This is a genomic window from Streptomyces sp. CLV115 (genome assembly GCF_038448545.1).
Lineage (GTDB): Bacteria > Actinomycetota > Actinomycetes > Streptomycetales > Streptomycetaceae > Streptomyces > Streptomyces sanglieri.
Genome location: NZ_JBCEWQ010000038.1, coordinates 1 through 20059, shown reverse-complemented (window position 1 = coordinate 20059; position 20059 = coordinate 1). Strand labels below are relative to the sequence as shown.

Below are 20059 nucleotides of genomic sequence, written 5' to 3'. Positions count from 1 at the left end.
CTACACCTGGCAGGTGTAGCGCGCTACACCCCGGGTTCGGGGGAGGGACTGCTGACGTCTGATCGGCATGCGCGATTACGTTCGGTACCCGTTCTGACCGATCGAGGAACCGAAGGACCCATCATGCAACCGATGACGACGACCCGGGCCACGCCGTTCGCCGTGTCTCTGGAGGAGGTCTCCCAGACCTATGGCGAGGTGACCGCACTGGACCGGGTCAGCTGGGGGTTCCGCAAGGGCAGTCTCACCGCGATCATGGGCCCGTCCGGATCGGGCAAGAGCACCTTCCTGCACTGCGCCTCCGGCCTCGACCGGCCCAGCAGTGGAACGGTACGGCTCGGTGATCTGGACATGGGCGGGCTCCGCGAGACGGAGCTGACCCGGCTGCGCCGTGAACGGATCGGGTTCGTCTTCCAGGGCTACAACCTCATGCCCTCGATGGATGTCGAGCGCAACATCACCCTCCCGCTGTCCCTCGGCGGCCGCCAGGCGGACAGGGGCTGGCTGGACGAAGTGGTCCACCGGGTGGGGATGGCCGGCCACCTGGACCGGCTTCCAGCACGCTTGTCCGGCGGCCAGCAGCAGCGTGTGGCGGTCGCCCGGGCGCTCGTCACCCGACCGGAGATCGTCTTCGCCGACGAGCCGACGGCCGCGCTCGATCCGAGGTCGGCCGAGCACGTCCTGAAACTGCTGCGCGACGCGGTCGACGAGATGGGGCAGACGGTCGTGCTGGTCACCCACGACCCGGTGGCCGCGGCCTGGGCCGACAGCGTTGTCTTCCTGAGCGAGGGCAGGATCGTCGACGAGCTCACGACTCCCTCCGCCGCAACCGTCCTGGCGCATTGGGGCACGCTGTGAGGCGTGGGATCGCCGCCGGAGTGGCGGCGGCACTGTTGTGCGCGGCTGCGTTGACGGGCGCGTTCGGGGTCCTGCTGGAGTCCGCACTGCGGGCGCACGGATCGGCCGACCGCTATGAGCGCGCCGTGGCCGTCGTCGCCGCGAGCCAGCGCGTCGAGGTCGTCAAGGACGACCAGACCGATGTCAGGCCACTGGTGGAACGAGCCCGGGTGCCGGTATCGGTGGCCGACCGGGTGCGTAAGGCACCGGGGGTCACCGAGGTGGTCGCGGACGTCTCTTTGCCGGTGGTCACCGCGGACGGGGCCGTGCGGACCGGCCGTGGCTGGGACGCGACCGTGCTCACCGCTGTCGAGCTGCGTGCCGGCCGGGCCCCGCGGGCGGAACACGAAGTCGCGGTGGACTCCGGCAGCGGCAGGGCCGTCGGGGACACCGTCCGTCTCCAGGTCGGCGGCAAGGCGCCGGAACCCTACCGCGTCAGCGGTCTGGTGGCCGGCGGGCCCGGTGCAGGCCGCGATGTCTGGTTCGGCCAGCACACGGCACAGGTCCTCAGCGGCCGTCCCGAGCGTGCGGACGCGCTGGTCGTGCTCGGCACGAAGGAGACGTCCGCCCAGACGCTGCGGGCAGCCGCCCCCGGTCTCGTCGTCGCGACCGGCGCGGACCGTGGCGACGTCGAGAACCCGGAGGTGGCGGCGGCACGACTCGACCTGATCGGCGTCTGTGCGTCGATCGGCGGAGTCGCCCTCCTGGTGGTGCTGCTGATCTTGACCGGTCTCCTGGACACGTCCGTACGGGACCGGACCCGCGAACTCGCCGTCCTGCGCGCCATCGGTGCCACCCCCCGGCAGGTCCGCAGGGTGATCGTCCGCGAGACGCTCAAGGTCGCCGTACCTGCCTCGCTCCTGGGCGGTCTGCTGTCGCTCGGGCTCGGCACCCTGCTGCACCGCTTCATGGCCGAGCAGGGGGTCCTGCCCCCGGGGCTGGGGCTCGCTCTGGGACCGTTTCCCGTCGTCGGTGCCCTGGCGCTCACGGTGCTCACCGCGGTCGGTTCCGCCTGGCTCGCGGCACGACGTGTATCCCGGATCCGGCCGGCCCAGGCCGTGAGCGAGACCTCCGCCGAACCGACTCGGCTACCGCGCTGGCGCGTGATCACCGGCCTGGTGCTCCTGGTCGTCGGTCTCGCTTCGGCCGGCACCGCGTTCGCGTTCGGCGGGCAGGTGGCGACCGCGGCCATGGGCGGACTCGTACTCTCCCTCATCTGGGCGGCGGCCCTCCTGGGTCCCTCGATCGCCCGAGGGGGAATCGTCGTCCTCAGCCCCGTCATGCGCCTCCTGTTCCCGGTCCCGGGCCGGCTCGCCACCGACACGGCCACCGCCGCGGCCGTGCGACTCGCGTCGGTGATCACGCCGATCGCGCTCGCGCTCTCCTTCGGCGCCAGCCAGCTGTTCGTGCAGACCACCGCGGTCAACGCCACCCGGACGCAGGCAGCCGCGGGGCTGCAAGCGGACCAGGTGCTCGTCTCGAACGGGCCGGGCGTGCCCCGGACCATGTACCGGGCGGTGGAAAGGACGTCCGGACCGGGGACCGTGACCGCGGTGAAACGCACCACCGTGGTGATGTCGGTCGCGGCCCAGCTCCAGTCCCTGCCCACCCAAGGCGTGAAGGGCGCACTGTCCAATCTGGACCCGGACGTGAAGGCGGGCCTGCTGAAGGACCTGCACGGCAAGAACACGGTCGCGCTCAGTTCGAACGTGGCCAGCGCGGCCAAGGTCGGTTCGACCGTGTCTCTCTGGCTCGGGGACGGCACCGTGATCCGACCCGAGGTGGTGGCCGTCTACGACCGGGGACAGGGCTTCGGGGATGTCCTGCTGCCTCACGATGTGGTCGCCGCCCACGTCACCGACGCGGGCCACGACGACTACCTCCTGGTGAAGGGAGCGGCCGACCTGCGACCGGTGCTCGACCGTTTCCCCGGGACCCGTGCCACGTCCGCCGGACAGTACAGTGCGGCCCTCACCGAGAAGGCACGCCAGCAGGCCCTGCCCGGACTGCTCGCAGTCGCGGCGATCTCCCTGTTCACCCTGATCGGCGTGGTGACCACGCTGGCCGTCGCCACCGCGTCCCGCCGTCGTGAACTGGCTCTGCTCCGGCTCATCGGCGCTACCCGCGGCCAGGTTCTGGCGATGCTGCGGCTGGAGACCTGCCTCGTACTCGGTACGGGGGCCGCCGTCGGCTCCCTGGTCGCGGCGGTGACGCTGCTGACCTTCGGCGGCGCGGTGACCGGTCTGTCCGCGCTGTCGGTGTCCCCCTCGGTCTGCGCGGCCGTACTCGGCACGGTGTTCCTCTCGGGCATGGCAGCTGTCATGCTGCCCGCCCGCCGGCTGCTGCGCCGCCGAAAGTCTCCTCGAATCACGTAGCGGAACCAGCTCCCGCCTCTCTCATGCTCCCCGTCCTCGGGCGGGGGGCACGAGCGGAGAGCCGCTCCTTCATGCGCCGCGACCACCACAGGGCCGGGCCGAGCCATGGGCAGGCCCGTCGCACCACGACCACCTCTCAATGGCCCACTGATGTTGTTCCCCTACCGGCAGGAGTTGCTCCATGCACGCACGTGTATCGCGGAGTTTTCGTCCCACTGTTTCGCGTAGTGGTCGGCGTAGGGCCTTGTCGACCGTGGCCGTGCTCACCGGGGCGGTCATGACCACCGGTGCGCCGTTTTCGCCCGTGGCCTCCGCCGCCAGGCCGGACACCGTTCAAAGCAGCCTGAACGCCTTGGTGTTCGGCGACCGGATGCCCGCTGCGCTGGCGAGTGTCGCGGACCGCGAGGGCCGGATGCGTCACTACACCGCTGGTGTCGGCGACCTCAGGACCGGGGCGAAGGTGCCCAAGGACGGGCAGGTGCGGGCGGGCAGTAATACCAAGGCGTTCACGGCTGTGGTCGTGCTGCAGTTGGTCGCCGAGAAGAAGATCGTTCTGGACGCTCCCGTCGACACCTGTCTGCCCGGCCTGCTGCGCGGTGAGGGGATCGACGGACGCCACATCACCGTCCGCCAACTCCTCCAGCACACCAGCGGCCTGCCCGAATACATGGAAGCCCCCATCTTCGCGGACTTCCCCGCCGTCCGGTACCGGTACTTCGAGCCGCGCGACCTGCTTGACGGCGCCCTCGCGCAGAAGGCGCACTTCTCCCCGGGCGCGAAGTGGGAGTACAGCAACACGAATTACCTGGTCGCGGGCCTGATCATCCAGAAGGTCACCGGCCGCCCCATAGGGGAGGAGATCGACCGGCGCGTCATCGCCCGCATCGGACTGCGCCACACCTACTTCCCCGCCCCCGGAGAGACGACCATCCACGAGCCCCACCCCAAGGGCTACGAACGGGAAGTGGCCGACGGACCTCTGATCGACTACACCACCATGGACATGTCGATGGGGTGGGCTGCGGGTGCTCTGGTTTCCACCAACAGCGACCTCAACCGTTTCTACACCGCCCTCCTCGGCGGCAGACTGCTGCCCCCGGCCCAACTTGCCCAGATGCGCACCACCGTCCCCGCAGAGGCACGCGCCCCCGGCGTCCGCTACGGGCTGGGCCTGACCAGCACGCCGCTGTCGTGCGGCGGCGTCTACTGGGGCCACGGCGGAACCGCCCTGGGATACCGGACACGAGGAGGCGTCACAGAGGACGGACGCGCCGCCGGCGTCGCGGTAACCACCGCCCCGACGGGTGCGGCCTCCCAGCGGGTGGAGGCCGCCGTCGACACGGCGCTGTGCCGCTGATCCAGGCAGAGAGCGTGAACACCCCTGAGCTGGGGCCCACCGGAGGCGGATTCCGAGCCGGTGGCTGGGCCGTAGGCCGGGACGACTTCGCAGTGGTGCGGGAGGCGGTCGAGGATCGCGGGGGCCAGGACTTCCTCGCGCTTCACTCGCTGTTCCGCAGGTGCCGATGGGGCGAATACGGCCCGGCGACATTCCCCCATCGGGCTTCAACAAGCCGCGAGTTCATCCGCTCCTCTTCGCGTCTGCGTCACGCGCGGGCCCGCCCCAGGTCCGGAGCCGGGTCGAGGTCCGCAGGTCGGGTGCGTGAGGGGCGGAGCAGGCGAGCGATGAGGAGTGCTCCGCCGGCGGTCAGGACCGCGCTGAGCACGGCGGCGATCCGGAGCTCGTGAGTGAAGGCGTCGAAGGCCGCGTTCCGTAGAGCCTCGGCTGTGCCGGCGGGCAATGTCCGGGCGGTGTCGACCGCCCCACCCAGCGTGCCCTCCGCGGAGGCCAGTTGTTCGGGGGTGAGGTTCGCCGGGGCCCGGGATTCCATCTGTGCTCGGTAGACGGCGGTGCCGACGCTGCCCAGAATCGCGATGCCCAGTGCGCCGCCGAACTCCGCGGAGGTCTCTGCGAGGGAGGAGGCGGCCCCGGCCCGCTCCGGTGGCGCGGCGGAGAGGATGACGTCGGTGACGACGGCGGCCACGCCGGCGATGCCGAAGGACGCCACGGTCAGGGCGCACACGAGGTGGAGGATGCCGGAATCGGGCCTGATGAGGGTCAGCCCGGCGTAGCCGGCGGCCGCCACCAGCAGGCCGGCGGCCATGACCCGGGGCTTGCCGAAGCGTGGTGCCATGCCCGCGGCCAGGGCGATGCCCACGGGCATGACGAGGAAGGTGGGCAGCGACCACAGGGCCGACCTGAGCGGGCCCATGCCCAGGACGAGCTGCATGAACTGCCAGTTGAACAGCGAGAATCCGACCATGGCGAAGGTGGCCAGGGCGTCGATGAGCAGGGGCACGTTGAACCAGCGGGTGCGGAACAGCGTGATGTTGATCATCGGGTTCGGGATGGTGTGCTGGCGGTGCAGGAACAGGGCTCCCGCCGCCATGCCCGCAAGGAGGGAGCCGGTCCCGGCCCACCTGATTCCGTGCTCGGCGGTTGCCTTGATGCCGTAGATCACGGCGAGTACCGCCACCAGGGACAACAGGGCACCGAGCAGGTCGAAGCGGCTGTCCGGCTTCGGGTCACGGAACTCGGGCAGCAGTAGTGGTCCGAGGCACAGGAGCAGGGCCATCACAGGGATGTTGATCAGGAAGACTGAACCCCACCAGAAGTGTTCGAGCAGAAGGCCGCCGATGATCGGGCCGACGATGGCCCCGCCCGCGAAGCCGGCCGTCCAGATGCCGACGGCGGTGGCCCGCTGCCGGTCGTCGTGGAAGAGGTTCCGGATCAGGGCGAGCGTCGAGGGCGCGAGCGTGGCACCCGCGATGCCCATGAGGGCGCGGGTGGCGATCAGCATTTCCGGGCTGGACGCCCAGGCTGCCAGGGCGGAGGCGAGCCCGAAGGCGGCGGCACCGGTCAGCAGCACCCGGCGCCGTCCGATCCGGTCGCCGAGGGTGCCCATCGTGATCAGGAGGCCGGCCAGCAGGAACCCGTACGCGTCCATGATCCACAGCAGCTGGGAGCCGCTGGGGCTGAGGTCGGCCGTCAGGGAGGGCAGCGTGACGAACATGACGGACATGTCCATCGAGGCCAGCACGCAGGGCAGTACCAGGACGGCGAGCCCAATCCATTGCCGGGTTCCGGCTCTCTCGTTCTCGTGACTCACGTCGTGCGCTCCAGCTCCTGTGTCGGGTGACGGCATGGCGGCGGGGACGAATTACGTCGCACCTTGCGTACTTAGTACGCGCCGCCGTGTACAGAGTAAACCTTCTGGGTCGAAAGGCCGCAAGCGAGTTACTGAGCTGGGCATATCCCGCTGATCTCGGTGCTTCCGTCCGCGGTGCGATAGGATTTCGACACGAGTGAGCGAGTGTGACGAAAAGAGGTGTGGCGGCGGTGGCGGAACAGGCAACCTGCGCGTCCTGCGGAAAGGGCCTGGAGCCCGCGGACCGGGGCCGCCCGAGGCGCTACTGCTCCCGGGCCTGCCAGGCACGGGCGTATCGAGCACGCAGGGCTGCGGAGACGACGGAGTCGGACCTCGCCCCGGCGCGCGACTCAACGGTCGGCTCGCCGGTGGGCGACGACAGCGCGCCCCACCTGTCGGCCGAGCGCATCGCGCGGGCGGGGATCGACATCGCCGACGCCGAGGGACTCGAAGCCCTGTCGATGCGCCGCGTCGCGACCGACCTCGGAGCAAGCACCATGGCCCTTTACCGGTACGTGACGTCCAAAGACGATCTGATGGCCATCATGGTGGAGGCCGCACTGTCCGACGTCCCCCTGCCCGACACACCGCCACAGAACTGGCGGCACGGCCTCGAACGAGCCGCCCGCCGCGACTGGGAGCTCTATCACCGCCACCCGTGGATCCTGGCGAAGGTCCTGGTGACGACCCGAGCGCACTTCAGCCCCGCACTCGCGGCGGACAGTGAGAGCGCCTTCTCCTCCTTCGACGAGCTTGCCCTGGAACCTGCCGACGCATTCCGCTACATGTTCATGTTCGCCTCCTACGTCCAGGGCGTGGCACTGACCTACGTCAGCGACGTAGAAGCCGAACGGCAGTCGGCCAACGCCGCCCGCCGGAAGGGAACTTCCCCGGAAGTCGCACGAGCTCCGCTCTTTGCCCCCGGCGCCTATCCACGACTCGGCCCGGCGATGCGCGCGGGCGCCGACCCCTGGGATCTCGACGACCTGTTCCTCGCCGGCCTTGCCGGAGTCCTCGACGGCATCGAGGCCGATCTCACCCGGCGCGGCCTCACGGGTCGCTCGGGCTAGGACTTGCAGCACGCCCCACCGCACCAGCAACTGTCCCCATTCATCCGTAAGAAGCTGGGGACGCAACTGTGTACGCCGACCCCCGGCGCCGGTGCGTGTGTCGTCGCCGTCGTCGCCGACGGACGCGGCGGCGAAGCGATGCTCCGGGTTCCGGACCGGCCGGGCGATTCCGGCGCGGAGATTCTCGTCGTGGGCCGGGCGTCGGCCGCCCGGCGCACGGACTTGACGGTCGTCCGGCCCGACACCGGTGCCGAGGAGCTCTCCCCGCTGGTGGGGATCCTGCCGTTCCAGATCCTGGCGCGGCACCTGGCGATCGCGCGCGGCACCGACCCCGACCACCCCCGAGGGCTGACGAAGGTCACCGAAACGCTGTGCCCCGCCGCAGTGACGGCCCACGGGCAGGACGAGCGAGACGCCGCGCGTCGTATGCGCTGCCCCTGGAGGTGAACGAAGCCACCTCGATCGGCAGTTGGCACGACGCGAGGTGCTCCTGGCGCCTTCTCAGCCCCGCACGTTCAGGACGGGATCCAATATGAGGCGGTGTGGGGGCCGCTCAGGATCCTCCAGTCGCTCGACGAGCAACTCGACAGCTTCGGCCCCCACTGCCCGCCGTGGCGGGGCGGCCGCGGTGAGCGGGGGGTCGGCGAGGGGGGCCAGTTCGTCGTCGTAGGTCACGACGGCGAGGTCGTCAGGCACCCGGATCCCGGATGCCTGCAGGCGGCTGACCAGGGGGAGGGCGATCGAATCGTTGTGGACCAGGATCGCGTCGACCTGTCCGGCACGTACGCACTGCACGAGCTGGGCGCACTTGTCGTCGAGGTCCGTTAGGTCGTGCTCCGGGAGAACCCGGGGGATGTCGGGCGGGGAGGGCTCCAGGCTCAGTACGGTCACGGCCTGCTGGTATCCGATCTCCAGCAGGGGGACGTCATTGTGGCGAACTGCAGCAGTGCGATGCGGCTGCGCCACAGGCCGACCGGATGGCGCAGGGCCGGGGCAGCTGGACAACCTCGGCGGCAAGACCTGCGGCGTCCCGCGGGACGCCGCACCCTTGACGCTGATGTACCGCAAGGACTTCTTCGCCCGGCACAAGATCGACGTGCCGGCCACATGGGACGCGTACCGGTCCATGACGGAACAGGTGAAGAAGGCCGACGCAGACGCCCGCGGCGGCGTCCTCCACACCAACGACCCCGGCCGGCTGGAGCCCTCGCCTGGCAGGCCGGCGGCCGGTGGTTCACCACCGACAAGGACTCCTGGCCGACACCACTGCGAGGTGGTTGAACACGGAATTTAAGTGACGGCGAGGGGAGCCATGACCCCGAACGCAGGCGCGCCGGACTATGCCGGCGCGCCTGCGGAGCTGCTTCGGCCGCCGATACCGTTGTCCATCCGGACCTGCGGAACGGCGCAGAGCAAGCGGCCGGCGGGTGGGACGCTGGCGAGCGGCTCGGGGTCAGGATTCGGCGACGGCCGCCAAGGGGCTGAGGCCGGCGGCCCGGCGGGCCGGGAGGGCTGCGGCGAGGATGCCGACCGTGAGGGAGAGCGCGCAGGTCACGAGGAGGGTTCCCCAGGGGAGGGCGAACTCGTACTGCTTGATGGAGCCGTTGGCGAGGGAGCTGACGGCCCAGGCGCCGAAGGTTCCGCTCACCACGCCGAGGACGGTACCGAAGGCGGCGACGATGAGGGCCTCAAGGCGGATCATCGTGCGGATGCCGGCGCGGTGCATGCCGATGGCGCGCAGGGCGCCGATCTCGCGGGTGCGGTCGGTGACGGACATGGCGAGGGTGTTGGCGATGCCGAGGGCGGAGATGGCGCCGCCGAGGAAGAGCAGGCCGTACATCAGGTTGATGACGATGCTCATGACACCGGACGCCTCCGCGACGAACTCGTCGCGGCTCTGGACGGTGAGGAGGGGGTTCTTGCCGGTGGCGGCGAGGAGCTCGGCCTTGGAGACGCCGTTCTTGTCGGCGGCGACGAGGATTCGGGTGAAGTACTGGCTGGTCCCGCTGTTCTCGTCCAGGCGCTGGATCTCTGCGCGGTTGCCGATGGCCGGGCCGCCGGTGGGGTTGTCGCGGTAGACGCCGATGACGGTGTAGGTCCGGATGCCGTCGCGGCCGAAGCCGGGGGTGGTCCTGGCCCGGGAGCCGGTCTTGAGGTGGTGTTCGCGGGCGGTGGTCTCGGATACGGCGATGGCACCGGCCTTGAGGCCCTTGAGGGAACCGGAGACGAAGTCGAGCTTCATCACGTTGTCGAGACCGGCGGGATCGACACCGGTGACGCGCAGATTGTCGCCGCCGAGGAGGATCTGCCCATCGGCGATGGCGCTCGCGGTGCGCACGCCCGGGGTGCCGGCGATCCTACGGGCGGTGGCCCGGTCGATACCGGTCATCTGGTCTGCGGTGATCAGGTGGTCGGCGGTGAGGCCGGCGGCGGCCTGGCGGTCGAGGGCCTCGGCGCTGGAGTGGGCGATGGTGGCGAGGCCGGCGACGAGGGCGGTGCTGACGATGACGGCGGAGGCGGTGGCGGCGGTGCGGCGCGGGTCGCGCAGGGCATTCTCGCGGGAGAGCCGGCCGGCGACGCCGAAGCGAGTGGTGAGCTTGCAGCCGGCCAGGATCATCGGGACTGCCAGGATCGGGGTCAGCATCAACAGGCCGACGATCAGGCCGAACGCGCCGAATACGGCGTTCTGGAGGTTCTCGTCGGAGGCGTCCTCGGCTCCCGAGAGGGAGATCAGCAGGGCGGCGCCGCCGAAGGCGAGGAGGCCGCCCGCGATGGCCCGGTAGCGGGAGGCAGTGGCGGACGGCGGCTGGTGGACGACCCGCAGCGCCTCGACCGGGGCGATCTTGGACGCCTTGCGGGAGGGGAGCCAGGCGGAGAGCACGGTGAGGCCGACGCCGACGAAGAGCCCGGCGGCGATGGGCGTGGCCCCGATCACGAGGGGCCCGGTGGGAGCGGCGCCCCCGTCGATGGTCATCAAGTGGGGCATCGCGACGGCGAGGCCGAGGCCGAGAACGAGGCCGAGGGCGGAGGAGAGCAGGCCGACCAAACCGGCCTCGACCAGCAGGGAGCGGACCACCTGGCGGCGCGAGGCGCCGATGGCACGCAGCAGGGCGATCTCCCGGCTGCGGCGGGCCACCAGCATGGTGAAGGTGTTGACGATCAGGAACGAGCCGATGAAGAGGGCGACGGCGGCGTAGATCAGGGCGACCTTCTCGTTGCCGCGGACCAGGACGCCGACGTAGCGGTCCTGTTGGGCGACGAGGTCACTCGCGGTGGAGGTCTCGACCCGGTCGGCGCCGAGCGTGCCGGCGACGCGCCTGGCCAGGTCGAATTCACCGGTGCCGGGCTTGGCCGTCAGGTCGATGGACGAGTAGGCGCCGGGCTGCCCGAACATGTCGCGGGCGGTGGCCCTGTCGAAGAGGACGAGGGTGCCGGTGCCGGAGCTGACGCGGGTGTCCTTGGTGGTGACGATGCCTACCAGCCGCTTGTGCATGACGGGGCCGTTGGTGGCGAGGGTGATCTTGTCACCGATCTGGTGCTTGCCACGGGCGGCGGTGCCGACGTCCAGGGCGATCTCGTCGCCGGTGCGCGGTGTGCGGCCCCGGGCGATCGGGAAGCGGGGGTCCTTGCCGCCGGGTCCGGGGATCCAGGCGTCGGCCAGGTTGCCGCCGCGCTTCGCGCTGCGCATCGGGATGCCCTCGGCCGTGTTCAGTACGGCGGAGCCGGAGATCGAGGGCCGGACGCTGTCGACGCCGCTGATACCGGCGAGCTCGGCGACGGCCGCGTCGTCTAGTGCCGGCGGCCGGCCCTTGGACGCGGGGTCCCCGGGCTCGGGGGGCTTGGGGCTGACGCGGACGGAGAGGTCGGCGAGGTTCTCGGAGGCGGCGGCGCGGCTGGCGGCGGTGGAGGTCTCGCCGAAGACCAGGGTGCCGCTGACGAAGGCGACGCCGAGGCAGACCGCGAGCACGGTCATGATCAGGTGGGCTTTGTGCGCGAGGACGTTGCGCAGGGCTGCTTTCAGCATGGATGTGTGTCCGGGGCGTGAGAGGGCGGAAGGGGGAGTGCGACGCGAGCGGAACCCGGGGGCGGGAGCACCGGGACGGCCCGGTCAGCTGGTGCGGCCCCGGGCGTCGAATTCCTTCATGCGGTCCAGGACCCGGTCCGGGGTGGGCTGCCGCATCTCGTCCACCAGCCGGCCGTCGGCGAGGAAGACGACCCGGTCCGCGTAGCCGGCGGCCACCGGGTCGTGTGTCACCATCACCACCGTCTGTCCGAGTTGCCGCACCGATTCCCGGAGGAAGCCCAGGACCTCGGCACCGGCCCGGGAGTCGAGGCTTCCGGTGGGCTCGTCACCGAAGACGATCGCGGGTCGGGAGGCCAGGGCCCGGGCAACGGCCACACGCTGCTGCTGGCCGCCGGAGAGATGGCTGGGGCGGTGGTCGAGGCGACCGGACAGGCCCACCATGTTCACGACCGTCTCCAGCCACTGCCGGTCGACGGTGCGGCCCGCGATGTCCGTGGGGAGTGTGATGTTCTCCACCGCCGTCAGGGTGGGCAACAGGTTGAACGCCTGGAAGATGAACCCGATCCGGTCCCGGCGCAGTTCGGTGAGCTGCCAGTCGTTCAGGGGGCTCAGCTCGGTGGTGCCGATCCGCACCGAACCCGAGGACGCCGAGTCCAGGCCGGCGACGCAGTGCATCAGGGTCGACTTGCCCGAGCCCGAGGGGCCCATGATCGCGGTGAACTCGCCCTCTTCGAAGGAGATGCTCACCCGGTCCAGGGCGACGACTCGTGTGTCCCCGCTCCCGTACACCTTCGACAGGTCGGATGCGCTCGCGGCGAAGGGGGCCGCCGACTGGCACGGAGCGGAGGAGCCCGCGTACGGGGCGTGGTGGGGGAAGGACATCGGCGACATGGACACACTCCGGCACAGGGGTGAGAAGAAGACGGTCGGGTGGCCCGGGGCCTCCCCGTCGGGGGAGAGCGCTTGGCATTCGGGGGCACCCGGCCGGGGACGCTTACCATCATCACCGTGTCTGACCTGCGAAAACATCGTCCTCAGGCGGTGGTTTCGCCTCCGTCGCCGGACAGAGACGATCCAGGGGAGTGGTGGTCCGTTTCCCTCTTCAGGACGACTGGCGTCTCTGTCGAAGGATGGAGCCCCTCCCGGCGCGCCGGAGCGTACGGGAAGGGGCGGATGGCTCGGGGAGTGCCCGAGGACGGTGTGAAAGCCGGATCAGTGGACGAGACCGGTGCGGTGAGCGAGAACGGCCGCCTGGACGCGGCTGGTGGTGTCGGTCTTGGCGAAGACGGCGACCACGTGGGTTTTGACGGTGCCGACGGTGATGCGGAGCCGGCCGGCGATCTCCTGGTTCGACAAGCCCTCGCCGATGAGTTTCAGGACCTCGCGTTCCCGGCCGGTCAGGCGAGCAATGCGTTCGTCGGTGAGGCCGGGAGCCGCCTCCTGGTGCACACCGCTCAGCATTCGGGCGACTACGGCGCCGGTGACCTGCGGGGACAGTACGGAGTCCCCGGCTGCCGCCGCGCGGACCGCTCGGATCAGTTCCTCGGGCCCCTCGTCCTTGAGGAGGAACCCGGCCGCGCCGTCGCGCAGCGCGGTCAGCACGTTGTCGTCGGTGCCGAAGGTGGTCAGCATCAGCACCCGTGGTGCCGGATCCAGGGCCAGCAGTGGGGCGACGGCGGCGAGCCCGCCGTGAACGGGCATGTAGATGTCGAGGAGGACGACATCGGGGCGGTGGGAGGCCGCCTCCGTCACGGCCTGGCGGCCGTCGGCGGCTTCGCCCACGACCTCGATGCCGTCGGCGTGGGAGAGGATCATTCGCACGGCGGCCCGGATCATGGTCTCGTCGTCGGCGAGCAGGACACGGATCGGGACGGTCGGGGTGGTCATGGGCTCTCCCAGGAGACTGGCTCGCGCACTGTGGGGACGGTGAAGGGGTCGATGGTGATCAACCGCTGATGGGTGTCGAAGCAGTGGCGGACCAGCGGGAGGGTGTCGGTCGGCCGGTCGTCGGGGCGCGGGCCGAAGGCGTAGAGGCAGCCGGCCGCCGCGGCTGGCCGGGCGGGTTCCCGGCCCGCCGCGGCGGCGCGCGCACCCTGGGATTCTCCGGGCCCCGTGACATGGAACTTCTCCAGCGTCATGCCGATCCTGGGCTGCTCCGGAGGGGCCTGTGGGCCTTTCGGGGCGTAGGAGAACCCGATACCCGCAAGGATCAGCGCCGTCACCGCGGCCAGCCCCCCGCCGAGCACGAGGGCGCGGATCGCCCGAGTGCGGCGAGGCTCGGCCGGTTCCGGGACCGGGCCGTACGAGGAATACGCCGGATGGGCCCCGGCCCATGGAGAGGCACCGGATCGGGTCGTGGCCGGTGAGAGGACGGGGCGCAGCGGAAGGTCCGCGGCGAGGCGGAATCCGCCGTCGGCCGACGGCCCCGCGGTGAAGGAGCCGTGCAGCAGCCCGACGCGTTCGCGCAGTGCGGGCAGGCCCCGTCCGGTGCCCACCCCGTCGGTGATCGCCCCCGGCGACGCGGTGTTGTGGACGGCGACCCGCACGGTGTCCTCGTCACGGCAGACCTCGACGGTGACCCCGGCGCCGGCCGCGTAGCGGTGCACGTTGGTCAGGGACTCGCGCACCACACGGTGCACCGCCCGTCGAACCGGCACCGGTACGTCCGTCAGATCCAGCCCAGTCCACTCCAGGGCGACATCGACGCCGCCCGCGTGGGACTGGGCGACCAGTTCCCCGATGTTGGCCCGGGTGCCGATCTCCTCGGTCAACGGGGCCTCGGTCTGTGTGCTCACTCCCAGCGGGTCGAGGACGCCCAGCGCCTGCCGAAGCTCGCGCAGCGCGTCCTTGATGGTGCTCCGCACAACGGCGGCGTCCGGGCGCAGAGCGGGCGCGGCCCTGGACAGCGCGAGCTCCAGGCCACCCACGTGCAAGGAGGCCAGGCTGAGCCTGTGGCCGACCAGATCGTGCATCTCGGCGGCGATCCGGGAACGTTCCTGGGTCCGGGCCTCGCTGTCGGCCGAGGCCCGGGCCCGTTCGGCGGCGTCCGCGCGGGCCCGCAGGGCCTCCAGCAACCGGTCCGCCTGGCCGAAGACCGTGCCCACCAGGCCCGGCACCACCACCGCGGCCACCGACAGGACCAATCCCAGGGCGACCGCGTAGGTCGCACGGGCCGGGCCTGTCCACGAGACGGCCGAGGACATTGTCACCGTCACGACCGGCGCCACCGTGGCCAGGGCCCACAACCAGGCGTGGCGCCTGCCGGGGGACAGCAGCAGGGAAATGGTGTAGACGGCTGCGGCGGTGACCGGTCCCAGGAACGGCAGCAGGCCCACCGACGCGGTCAACGCCACGAGGACGACCACAGGGTGGCGGCGGCGCAGCGGATAGAGCACAGCGGCGACGGGAGCTGCCACCGCCTGGGCACCCAGGTGCGGGAGCTGCCACTGGACTCCGGCGGAGAGGCAGAGCAGGCCGGTCACGGCCGCGGCGGTGATCCCCTCCAGGCCCACACCGGCCCATCTGGGCAGACGGGCTGAGATGCCGCGCGGAACGACGGGCAAGACGCGGCTGAGCAGGGACATGACCCCAGTATCGACACACACCCCGGACGCGGGCGTGACCCCATGGAATGATTCCTCCCTCTACCGAAAGACGGACCTCGCCGGCCCACGGCCCCTCCGACGGGCGACCGGCCGGGTCGGGGCAGCAACGGGTGCCGATCTCTTCTTTGAGGACGGCCCGGAACTCTCGGCCGCTGCGTTGTCGAAGCAGATGCCGGTCCTGCCCATGCTCTGCAGGCCACTCAACTCCCGTATCCCTGCCGGAGTTGACCAAAGGCGTGGGCCGACCACAGCCCCGACCACCGCAGGCCCGGGCCAACGTCCTGCTCCTGGACCACGATTCCCGGCGCCGCGCAGACACCCCATTGCACGGGAACCCGGCGGCCGGGCCAACCCGCGATGTACTGACCGTACGATGACCGGCGTGACCGTCCGCCGTGCCCTCGGCGCAGGCCGCCGGGCTCCCGCGCCCAGCATCCGAGCCGCCCAGGCCGACCTGCTCGACGCTCTCCCCGACGAGCGTCTGTCCGACCTCGACGAACTGCGGGCCCGAGGCGCACTCGGCACACGTCCGCAGCGTCCCCCGTCCCCGCGACGGACCCTCGGAACCGGCGGCCACGCCGACGACGAACCGCCCCACCATTCCGACTGACTCGCGCGGACCCGGCCCGGTGCCCCGCCGCTTCCGAAGCGGGGCCGGAAACGCGGGGCCGGAGCAGACGCCAGCCGCACCCGCACCCGCACCTGTGCGAGCACCGCCACCGGACCGTCACAGCCAGGCAGTAGACCGCAGTTGGCCTGTGGAAGGAGATACACCGGCAACCGACTCGCCGGAAGCAACTTTTGCGCCGAAACCCGCGTCTGCCAGTGGGAACGGGGCCGAACCCCACCGACCCATACATGAAAGGAGCTTTCGGTGCTCATAGGACTGCTCACCGCCGTGGCAGCATCGATCTGTTACGGCACGGGCTCCGTCCTCCAGGCCGTCGGATCACGGAAGTCAGCCCGCCGGGAGGCCGCTGCGGGCAGCGTGACCCAGCACGGTGGCCCGAGCCTGTCGTCCACTGCGAAGGCGGCGATGACCTGGGAGTTCGTCGTCGGGACCATCCTGGACTTCGTCGGCTTCGGGCTCGGCGCACTGGCGGCGCGCCTCCTGCCGCTGTTCCTGTCGCAGACCGTGATCAGCGCCAACTTGGTGATCACGGCGGTGCTGAGCATCAAGCTCCTCGGTATCCGGCTCAACCGCGCCGAGCAAACCTCGATTGCCGTGGTCTGCTCCGCGCTGGTGCTTCTGGCGACGGCGGCGGGCCCGGAAGGCAGCGGCGACACCCCGATCTCCACACACTGGTGGCTGCTGGGGATCTCGCTGCTCCTGATCGTGGGCGGCATCGTGGTCGTACGCCTGCTGGGGGCGCGCGCCGCGATTCTGGCCGGTCTGCTGTCCGGACTGGGCTTCGGCGCCCTCGGTGTCGGGGTCCGTGTGCTGAACGGCATCGACCCTTTCGACCCGGGAGCGCTGCTCTGCGACCCGGCGCTCTACGCGATCCTGGTGGCAGGCATCGGCGGCATGTATCTGCACACGGTCGCCCTGCAGATCGGCTCGGTCAACGGTGCCACTGCCGCGCTGGTCGTCGGCGAGACCGTCCTGCCGGGCATCATCGGCGTGCTGTGGCTCGGCGATGCCTCCCGTCCCGGCTTCGCCTGGGCGGCGATCACCGGGTTCGTGCTCGCCGTATCGGGCGCGGTGGCAGTGGCCTGGTTCGGGTCCCCGGAGGGGCACGACACCGACGCCGAGGCGGCGCCCGCGACACCCGCCAAGGACGCTCAGACGTCTGCGGGGGTCTGACCCGGCACCGGATGCGCCGAATTACCCACGCCTGGCTGCCGTACGGGAGTCCGGTGGCCCAACCGACGACTTGCCTGTGCATCGTCTTTTCCGTCCGGCAGCGTTGCTACCGATGTCGGGCATCCAGATGCTCAGTGACAGGTGTCGCGCCCAAGTGGCAACTGTCTCGCCCAGTCACACCAGTGTGCCGAGGTTTGGTAGTTGTCACCGACCGCGCCGCGTAGGCTGCTCAGGAACCAGGCCGGAGCAGCCGGACTGTCACCAGAAGGGCGCTGTGGTTGTCACATGCAGCCGATCGTCGGCCACCACCGGATGGCAGTGTGACTCGCGACGACCTCATCGCCATGCTCCGCGAACAGACCCCGGCATGCGGACCTGCACGCGCAGCCTTGATCGCCGGGGCTGAATTCGTCGTCTGGGACGGCCTGGTCCCGGCCAACAGGCACGCGGGCGTCTTCCGGCGCCGAATGCACCACTCCTTGAGACGTGGCCGCACGATCGATGGCCTGGCCGACAGCGTCGACATCCTCCTGCGAGCCGGGAAAGAGCCACTTCGTACCGGATCCATCGACACGGTGGACAGATCATCCTGGTTCACGATCTTCCTGAACTCCACGGCGACAGAAGTGATGGCCTGCTGCGGCGGACGCCGGCCGTCCCGTCGCATCGGAGCTGTCTCCGGATCTTGGCCTGATCTGCCGGTTTGCCAAGAGGATCGAGAGCACACCTCGCCGGATTCTCAACAGCCGTGGCTCCGGCGGAATCCGTGATGACCTCCATCGCCCTCGGCTGGGCCGTCCACCACGGTGGGGTGATGAGCACTGAAGCAGAGCCGGTCGAACACGATGACCGGTGGATCTTGAATTTCCGAGAGCCGGGCGTTGCTGGGATCACTGTCGACTACCGCCTCACTCCGGCCCTCGATGAAGGTTGGGAATTCGGGACGAACGTCGTCTCTGCCGTCGCCTTCAAGTCCCGGCACGCTCCGGATGGTGTTCGGGGGTGACACGCATCTGACGTGTCCAGCCGACGCAGCATTCGAGGCGTGGCAGATCACAGGACCTGGAGGACGGCGGTTCCTGTCCCTGCCGGGAGGTGACCTCGGCGTCTGGTTTGGCTGCGCGGCGACTGAGAATTCACAAGGTCGGTCTACAGAGCGCTGGGAACCTGTCAGACGTACCGCAGCCCGCCTTCACCCGCCTCGCCCACCATCCACGAATCCTGGCGTGCCGAGCCCGGCAGAAGACTCCGCGAAGCCCAGTGGCTGATCACCACCAACCAGATCCAGGGTCGAAGTGCGGCTAGGCCCTGTCTCTTTGGAGTAGAGGCAGACCTACCGGACCTGCTCACAAGGCAGGCGATCTGGCGGGGTAGGCTGGCATTCCATGGCAATAAGCTCCGCTCTGTGGTCCTTCGCCCTAGTTGTAGGGCTCCTCACTCTGACTCCCGGACTCGATACGGCGCTGATCTTGCGCACGTCAGCCCTCGGCCGACGCAAGCGGGCCTGGGGCGTCGTCCTCGGAATCCAGACCGGCACTCTGATGTGGGGTGCGTTCACCTCCCTCGGAGTGACCGCGCTTCTCACCGCCTCCCACCTCGCCTACACCGCGTTGCGTTGGATCGGTGCCGCTTACCTGATCTGGATGGGGTTCCGTATGCTCCGGGACACCTTCCGGGGGCTGCCCACGGCAGACACGGACGATTCTGTTCTGGCCGCCGGCGCGGACTCGGTCAGCGGCGGCTGGCGGCAGGGGACGCTCACCAACCTCCTGAACCCGAAGATGGGCGCCTTCTATGTCGCCGTCCTGCCTCAGTTCATCCCGGCAGGCACCGGCCACTTGACCATGGGCCTTCTGCTCACCACGGTGCACATCTTGATCGGTCTGCTCTGGTCTGGCGTCCTGATCGGCTTTGCTCGCGTCCTTCACGGATGGCTCCGCAAGCCGCAGGCCCGTCGCCTGCTCGACCGGATCACCGGCACCGTCATCGGCATCTTCGGCATCAGGCTGGCACTCAGCAACTGATGATCGGAACGTGAGGGTCCAGCGACCAGCTCAACACCGGACCCAGATCAAGATGGACGCGAAGTGGAGTGCGTCCTGGTAGGCGATGGCGAGCTTGTCCGTCCGTAGAGCCAGCCCGCGCCACTGCTTGAGTCGGGCGATGCAGCGCTCGACGGCATTGCGCTCCTTGTACCTGTCGGCGTCAAAGGCGGGCGGGCGACCTCCGGCGCGGCCTCGCCGCAAACGGTGGCCGATCTGGTCGGCGGGCTGCGGGATGACAGCCCGGATGCCTCGACGGCGAAGGTGTCCACGGATCGCACGGGACGAGTAGGCGCGATCCGCCAGGACGGTCACCGGGCGGGTTCTTGGCCTCCCGAGTCCGCTGCCTGGAATCCGGATTCTGGCCATGACCGCCTCGAAGGCCGGCGCGTCACCGGCCTGACCGGCGGTGACGCGGATACCCAGCGGAGGCGCTTGGCTGTCACTGGCCAAGTGGACCTTCGTGCTCAGTCCGCCGCGGGAGCGTCCGAGCGCGTGATCCTCGGGCTCCGACCGGCCTGGTGCCCCCTTTTTCTGGCACCGGCCGAATGCTGGTGAGCCCGGCAGACGGTCGAGTCCACCGAGACTGTCCAGCTCACATCGTCACCCTCGTCAGCCGCAGTAAGAACCGCTGTGAGAATGCGTTCCCACGTGCCGTCCACGGCCCACCTGATCAAGCGCTTGTGAGCGGTCTGAAAAGAACCGAGCTCGTTGGGCAGGTCGCGCCAGGGTGAGCCGGTTCGGTACTTCCACGCGATGGCCTCAAGGGTGCGGCGGTGGTCAGCCCACCGTCGCCCACGGACCGGATCTGCCGGCATCAGCGGCTCGATCCGGCCCCACATCGCATCAGTGATCACTAACCGGGCAGACACACCCGATCAACCGACCGACCCGTCAAAGAGACACGCTCTAGTACTGCAACGGTGCTTGCCGTGACTGATGGCCAGGTCAGGGGCTGTGCCCGCGCCGTTTGTAGTGACTGATGCGGGCCTGGTGTTGTCGTCGTCGGCGCCAGGTCGACCAGTGCAGGATGTGC

The 20059-nt window shown here is 70.1% G+C and carries 17 protein-coding genes; 10 read left to right on the top strand and 7 right to left on the bottom strand.

Annotated features, from left to right (window positions below; all coding sequences use genetic code 11):
- Positions 1-123: 123 nt before the first annotated feature.
- The 3 genes from AADR41_RS15865 (at position 124) to AADR41_RS15855 (ending at position 4629) form a co-directional block, all read left to right on the top strand.
- Positions 124-858 carry an ABC transporter ATP-binding protein gene (locus AADR41_RS15865; RefSeq protein WP_446751053.1) on the top strand — a complete coding sequence of 245 codons (735 nt, stop codon included), beginning with the start codon at positions 124-126 and terminating at the stop codon, positions 856-858.
- Positions 855-3272, top strand: coding sequence for an ABC transporter permease (locus AADR41_RS15860; protein WP_342282034.1), 2418 nt, complete (start codon positions 855-857; stop codon positions 3270-3272). Before AADR41_RS15865 ends, AADR41_RS15860 begins: the two co-directional genes overlap by 4 nt.
- 181 nt (positions 3273-3453) lie before the next feature.
- On the top strand, positions 3454-4629 hold the full coding sequence (locus AADR41_RS15855; RefSeq protein ID WP_446751052.1) for a serine hydrolase domain-containing protein: 1176 nt from the start codon (positions 3454-3456) through the stop codon (positions 4627-4629).
- Between the two features lie 247 nt (positions 4630-4876).
- Here the strand turns inward: AADR41_RS15855 and AADR41_RS15850 are convergent, their stop codons facing one another.
- Entirely contained in the window at positions 4877-6475 is a 1599-nt protein-coding gene (locus AADR41_RS15850; RefSeq protein ID WP_446751051.1) for an MFS transporter, read from the bottom strand.
- A 194-nt stretch (positions 6476-6669) separates the two neighbouring features.
- Between AADR41_RS15850 and AADR41_RS15845 the strand changes: the two genes are divergently transcribed.
- Together AADR41_RS15845 and AADR41_RS15840 are read left to right on the top strand one after the other, a co-directional pair.
- Positions 6670-7548, top strand: a complete 879-nt coding sequence (locus AADR41_RS15845) for a TetR/AcrR family transcriptional regulator C-terminal domain-containing protein (RefSeq protein ID WP_342282032.1) — start codon at positions 6670-6672, stop codon at positions 7546-7548.
- Positions 7549-7551: 3 nt separating this feature from the next.
- The gene (locus tag AADR41_RS15840; RefSeq protein ID WP_342282031.1) at positions 7552-7995 is read left to right on the top strand and encodes a hypothetical protein; all 444 of its coding nucleotides are present in this window, start codon (positions 7552-7554) and stop codon (positions 7993-7995) included.
- A gap of 54 nt (positions 7996-8049) precedes the next feature.
- Here AADR41_RS15840 and AADR41_RS15835 read toward each other — a convergent pair whose 3' ends face one another.
- The 5 genes from AADR41_RS15835 to AADR41_RS15815 form a co-directional block, all read right to left on the bottom strand.
- Positions 8050-8439: a substrate-binding domain-containing protein gene (locus AADR41_RS15835; RefSeq protein WP_342282030.1), complete on the bottom strand. Its 390-nt coding sequence runs from the start codon at positions 8437-8439 to the stop codon at positions 8050-8052.
- 562 nt (positions 8440-9001) lie between these two features.
- Positions 9002-11572, bottom strand: a complete 2571-nt coding sequence (locus AADR41_RS15830) for an ABC transporter permease (RefSeq protein WP_342282029.1) — start codon at positions 11570-11572, stop codon at positions 9002-9004.
- A gap of 84 nt (positions 11573-11656) precedes the next feature.
- The gene (locus tag AADR41_RS15825; RefSeq protein ID WP_446751050.1) at positions 11657-12454 is read right to left on the bottom strand and encodes an ABC transporter ATP-binding protein; all 798 of its coding nucleotides are present in this window, start codon (positions 12452-12454) and stop codon (positions 11657-11659) included.
- A gap of 330 nt (positions 12455-12784) precedes the next feature.
- Positions 12785-13459: a response regulator transcription factor gene (locus AADR41_RS15820; protein WP_342282027.1), complete on the bottom strand. Its 675-nt coding sequence runs from the start codon at positions 13457-13459 to the stop codon at positions 12785-12787.
- The gene (locus AADR41_RS15815) at positions 13456-15156 is read right to left on the bottom strand and encodes a sensor histidine kinase (protein ID WP_342282026.1); all 1701 of its coding nucleotides are present in this window, start codon (positions 15154-15156) and stop codon (positions 13456-13458) included. The genes AADR41_RS15820 and AADR41_RS15815 overlap by 4 nt, the downstream gene beginning before the upstream one ends.
- A gap of 403 nt (positions 15157-15559) precedes the next feature.
- Between AADR41_RS15815 and AADR41_RS15810 the strand changes: the two genes are divergently transcribed.
- The 5 genes from AADR41_RS15810 (at position 15560) to AADR41_RS15795 (ending at position 19005) form a co-directional block, all read left to right on the top strand.
- Positions 15560-15787 (top strand): hypothetical protein, encoded by a 228-nt coding sequence (locus AADR41_RS15810; RefSeq protein ID WP_342282025.1) that lies wholly within the window; start codon positions 15560-15562, stop codon positions 15785-15787.
- A 264-nt stretch (positions 15788-16051) separates the two neighbouring features.
- Entirely contained in the window at positions 16052-16981 is a 930-nt protein-coding gene (locus AADR41_RS15805; protein ID WP_342282024.1) for a hypothetical protein, read from the top strand.
- A 769-nt stretch (positions 16982-17750) separates the two neighbouring features.
- Positions 17751-17987 (top strand): hypothetical protein, encoded by a 237-nt coding sequence (locus tag AADR41_RS15800; protein WP_342282023.1) that lies wholly within the window; start codon positions 17751-17753, stop codon positions 17985-17987.
- Positions 17905-18249, top strand: a complete 345-nt coding sequence (locus AADR41_RS42900) for a DUF6188 family protein (protein ID WP_446751049.1) — start codon at positions 17905-17907, stop codon at positions 18247-18249. Before AADR41_RS15800 ends, AADR41_RS42900 begins: the two co-directional genes overlap by 83 nt.
- A 117-nt stretch (positions 18250-18366) precedes the next feature.
- Positions 18367-19005, top strand: coding sequence for a LysE family translocator (locus AADR41_RS15795; RefSeq protein ID WP_342282022.1), 639 nt, complete (start codon positions 18367-18369; stop codon positions 19003-19005).
- Positions 19006-19035: 30 nt separating this feature from the next.
- On the opposite strand, the gene AADR41_RS15790 is transcribed toward AADR41_RS15795, so the two are convergent.
- Positions 19036-19895, bottom strand: a protein-coding gene (locus tag AADR41_RS15790) for an IS5 family transposase (RefSeq protein WP_446751048.1) whose coding sequence is annotated in 2 segments (ribosomal slippage) — positions 19036-19544 and positions 19544-19895 — 861 coding nt in all. Because the reading frame shifts where the segments join, the coding sequence is not laid out codon by codon here.
- Positions 19896-20059: the final 164 nt, after the last annotated feature.

What these genes read in the sequence shown, in the direction of transcription:
- AADR41_RS42900 (WP_446751049.1), top strand. Translation starts at nt 17,905, where the DNA reads ATGAAGGTTGGGAATTCGGGACGAACGTCGTCTCTGCCGTCGCCTTCA.
- AADR41_RS15795 (WP_342282022.1), top strand. Translation starts at nt 18,367, where the DNA reads ATGGCAATAAGCTCCGCTCTGTGGTCCTTCGCCCTAGTTGTAGGGCTC.
- AADR41_RS15855 (WP_446751052.1), top strand. Translation starts at nt 3,454, where the DNA reads ATGCACGCACGTGTATCGCGGAGTTTTCGTCCCACTGTTTCGCGTAGT.
- AADR41_RS15850 (WP_446751051.1), bottom strand. Translation starts at nt 6,475, where the DNA reads ATGCCGTCACCCGACACAGGAGCTGGAGCGCACGACGTGAGTCACGAG.
- AADR41_RS15820 (WP_342282027.1), bottom strand. Translation starts at nt 13,459, where the DNA reads ATGACCACCCCGACCGTCCCGATCCGTGTCCTGCTCGCCGACGACGAG.
- AADR41_RS15815 (WP_342282026.1), bottom strand. Translation starts at nt 15,156, where the DNA reads ATGTCCCTGCTCAGCCGCGTCTTGCCCGTCGTTCCGCGCGGCATCTCA.
- AADR41_RS15865 (WP_446751053.1), top strand. Translation starts at nt 124, where the DNA reads ATGCAACCGATGACGACGACCCGGGCCACGCCGTTCGCCGTGTCTCTG.
- AADR41_RS15800 (WP_342282023.1), top strand. Translation starts at nt 17,751, where the DNA reads ATGACCTCCATCGCCCTCGGCTGGGCCGTCCACCACGGTGGGGTGATG.
- AADR41_RS15830 (WP_342282029.1), bottom strand. Translation starts at nt 11,572, where the DNA reads ATGCTGAAAGCAGCCCTGCGCAACGTCCTCGCGCACAAAGCCCACCTG.
- AADR41_RS15825 (WP_446751050.1), bottom strand. Translation starts at nt 12,454, where the DNA reads ATGTCCTTCCCCCACCACGCCCCGTACGCGGGCTCCTCCGCTCCGTGC.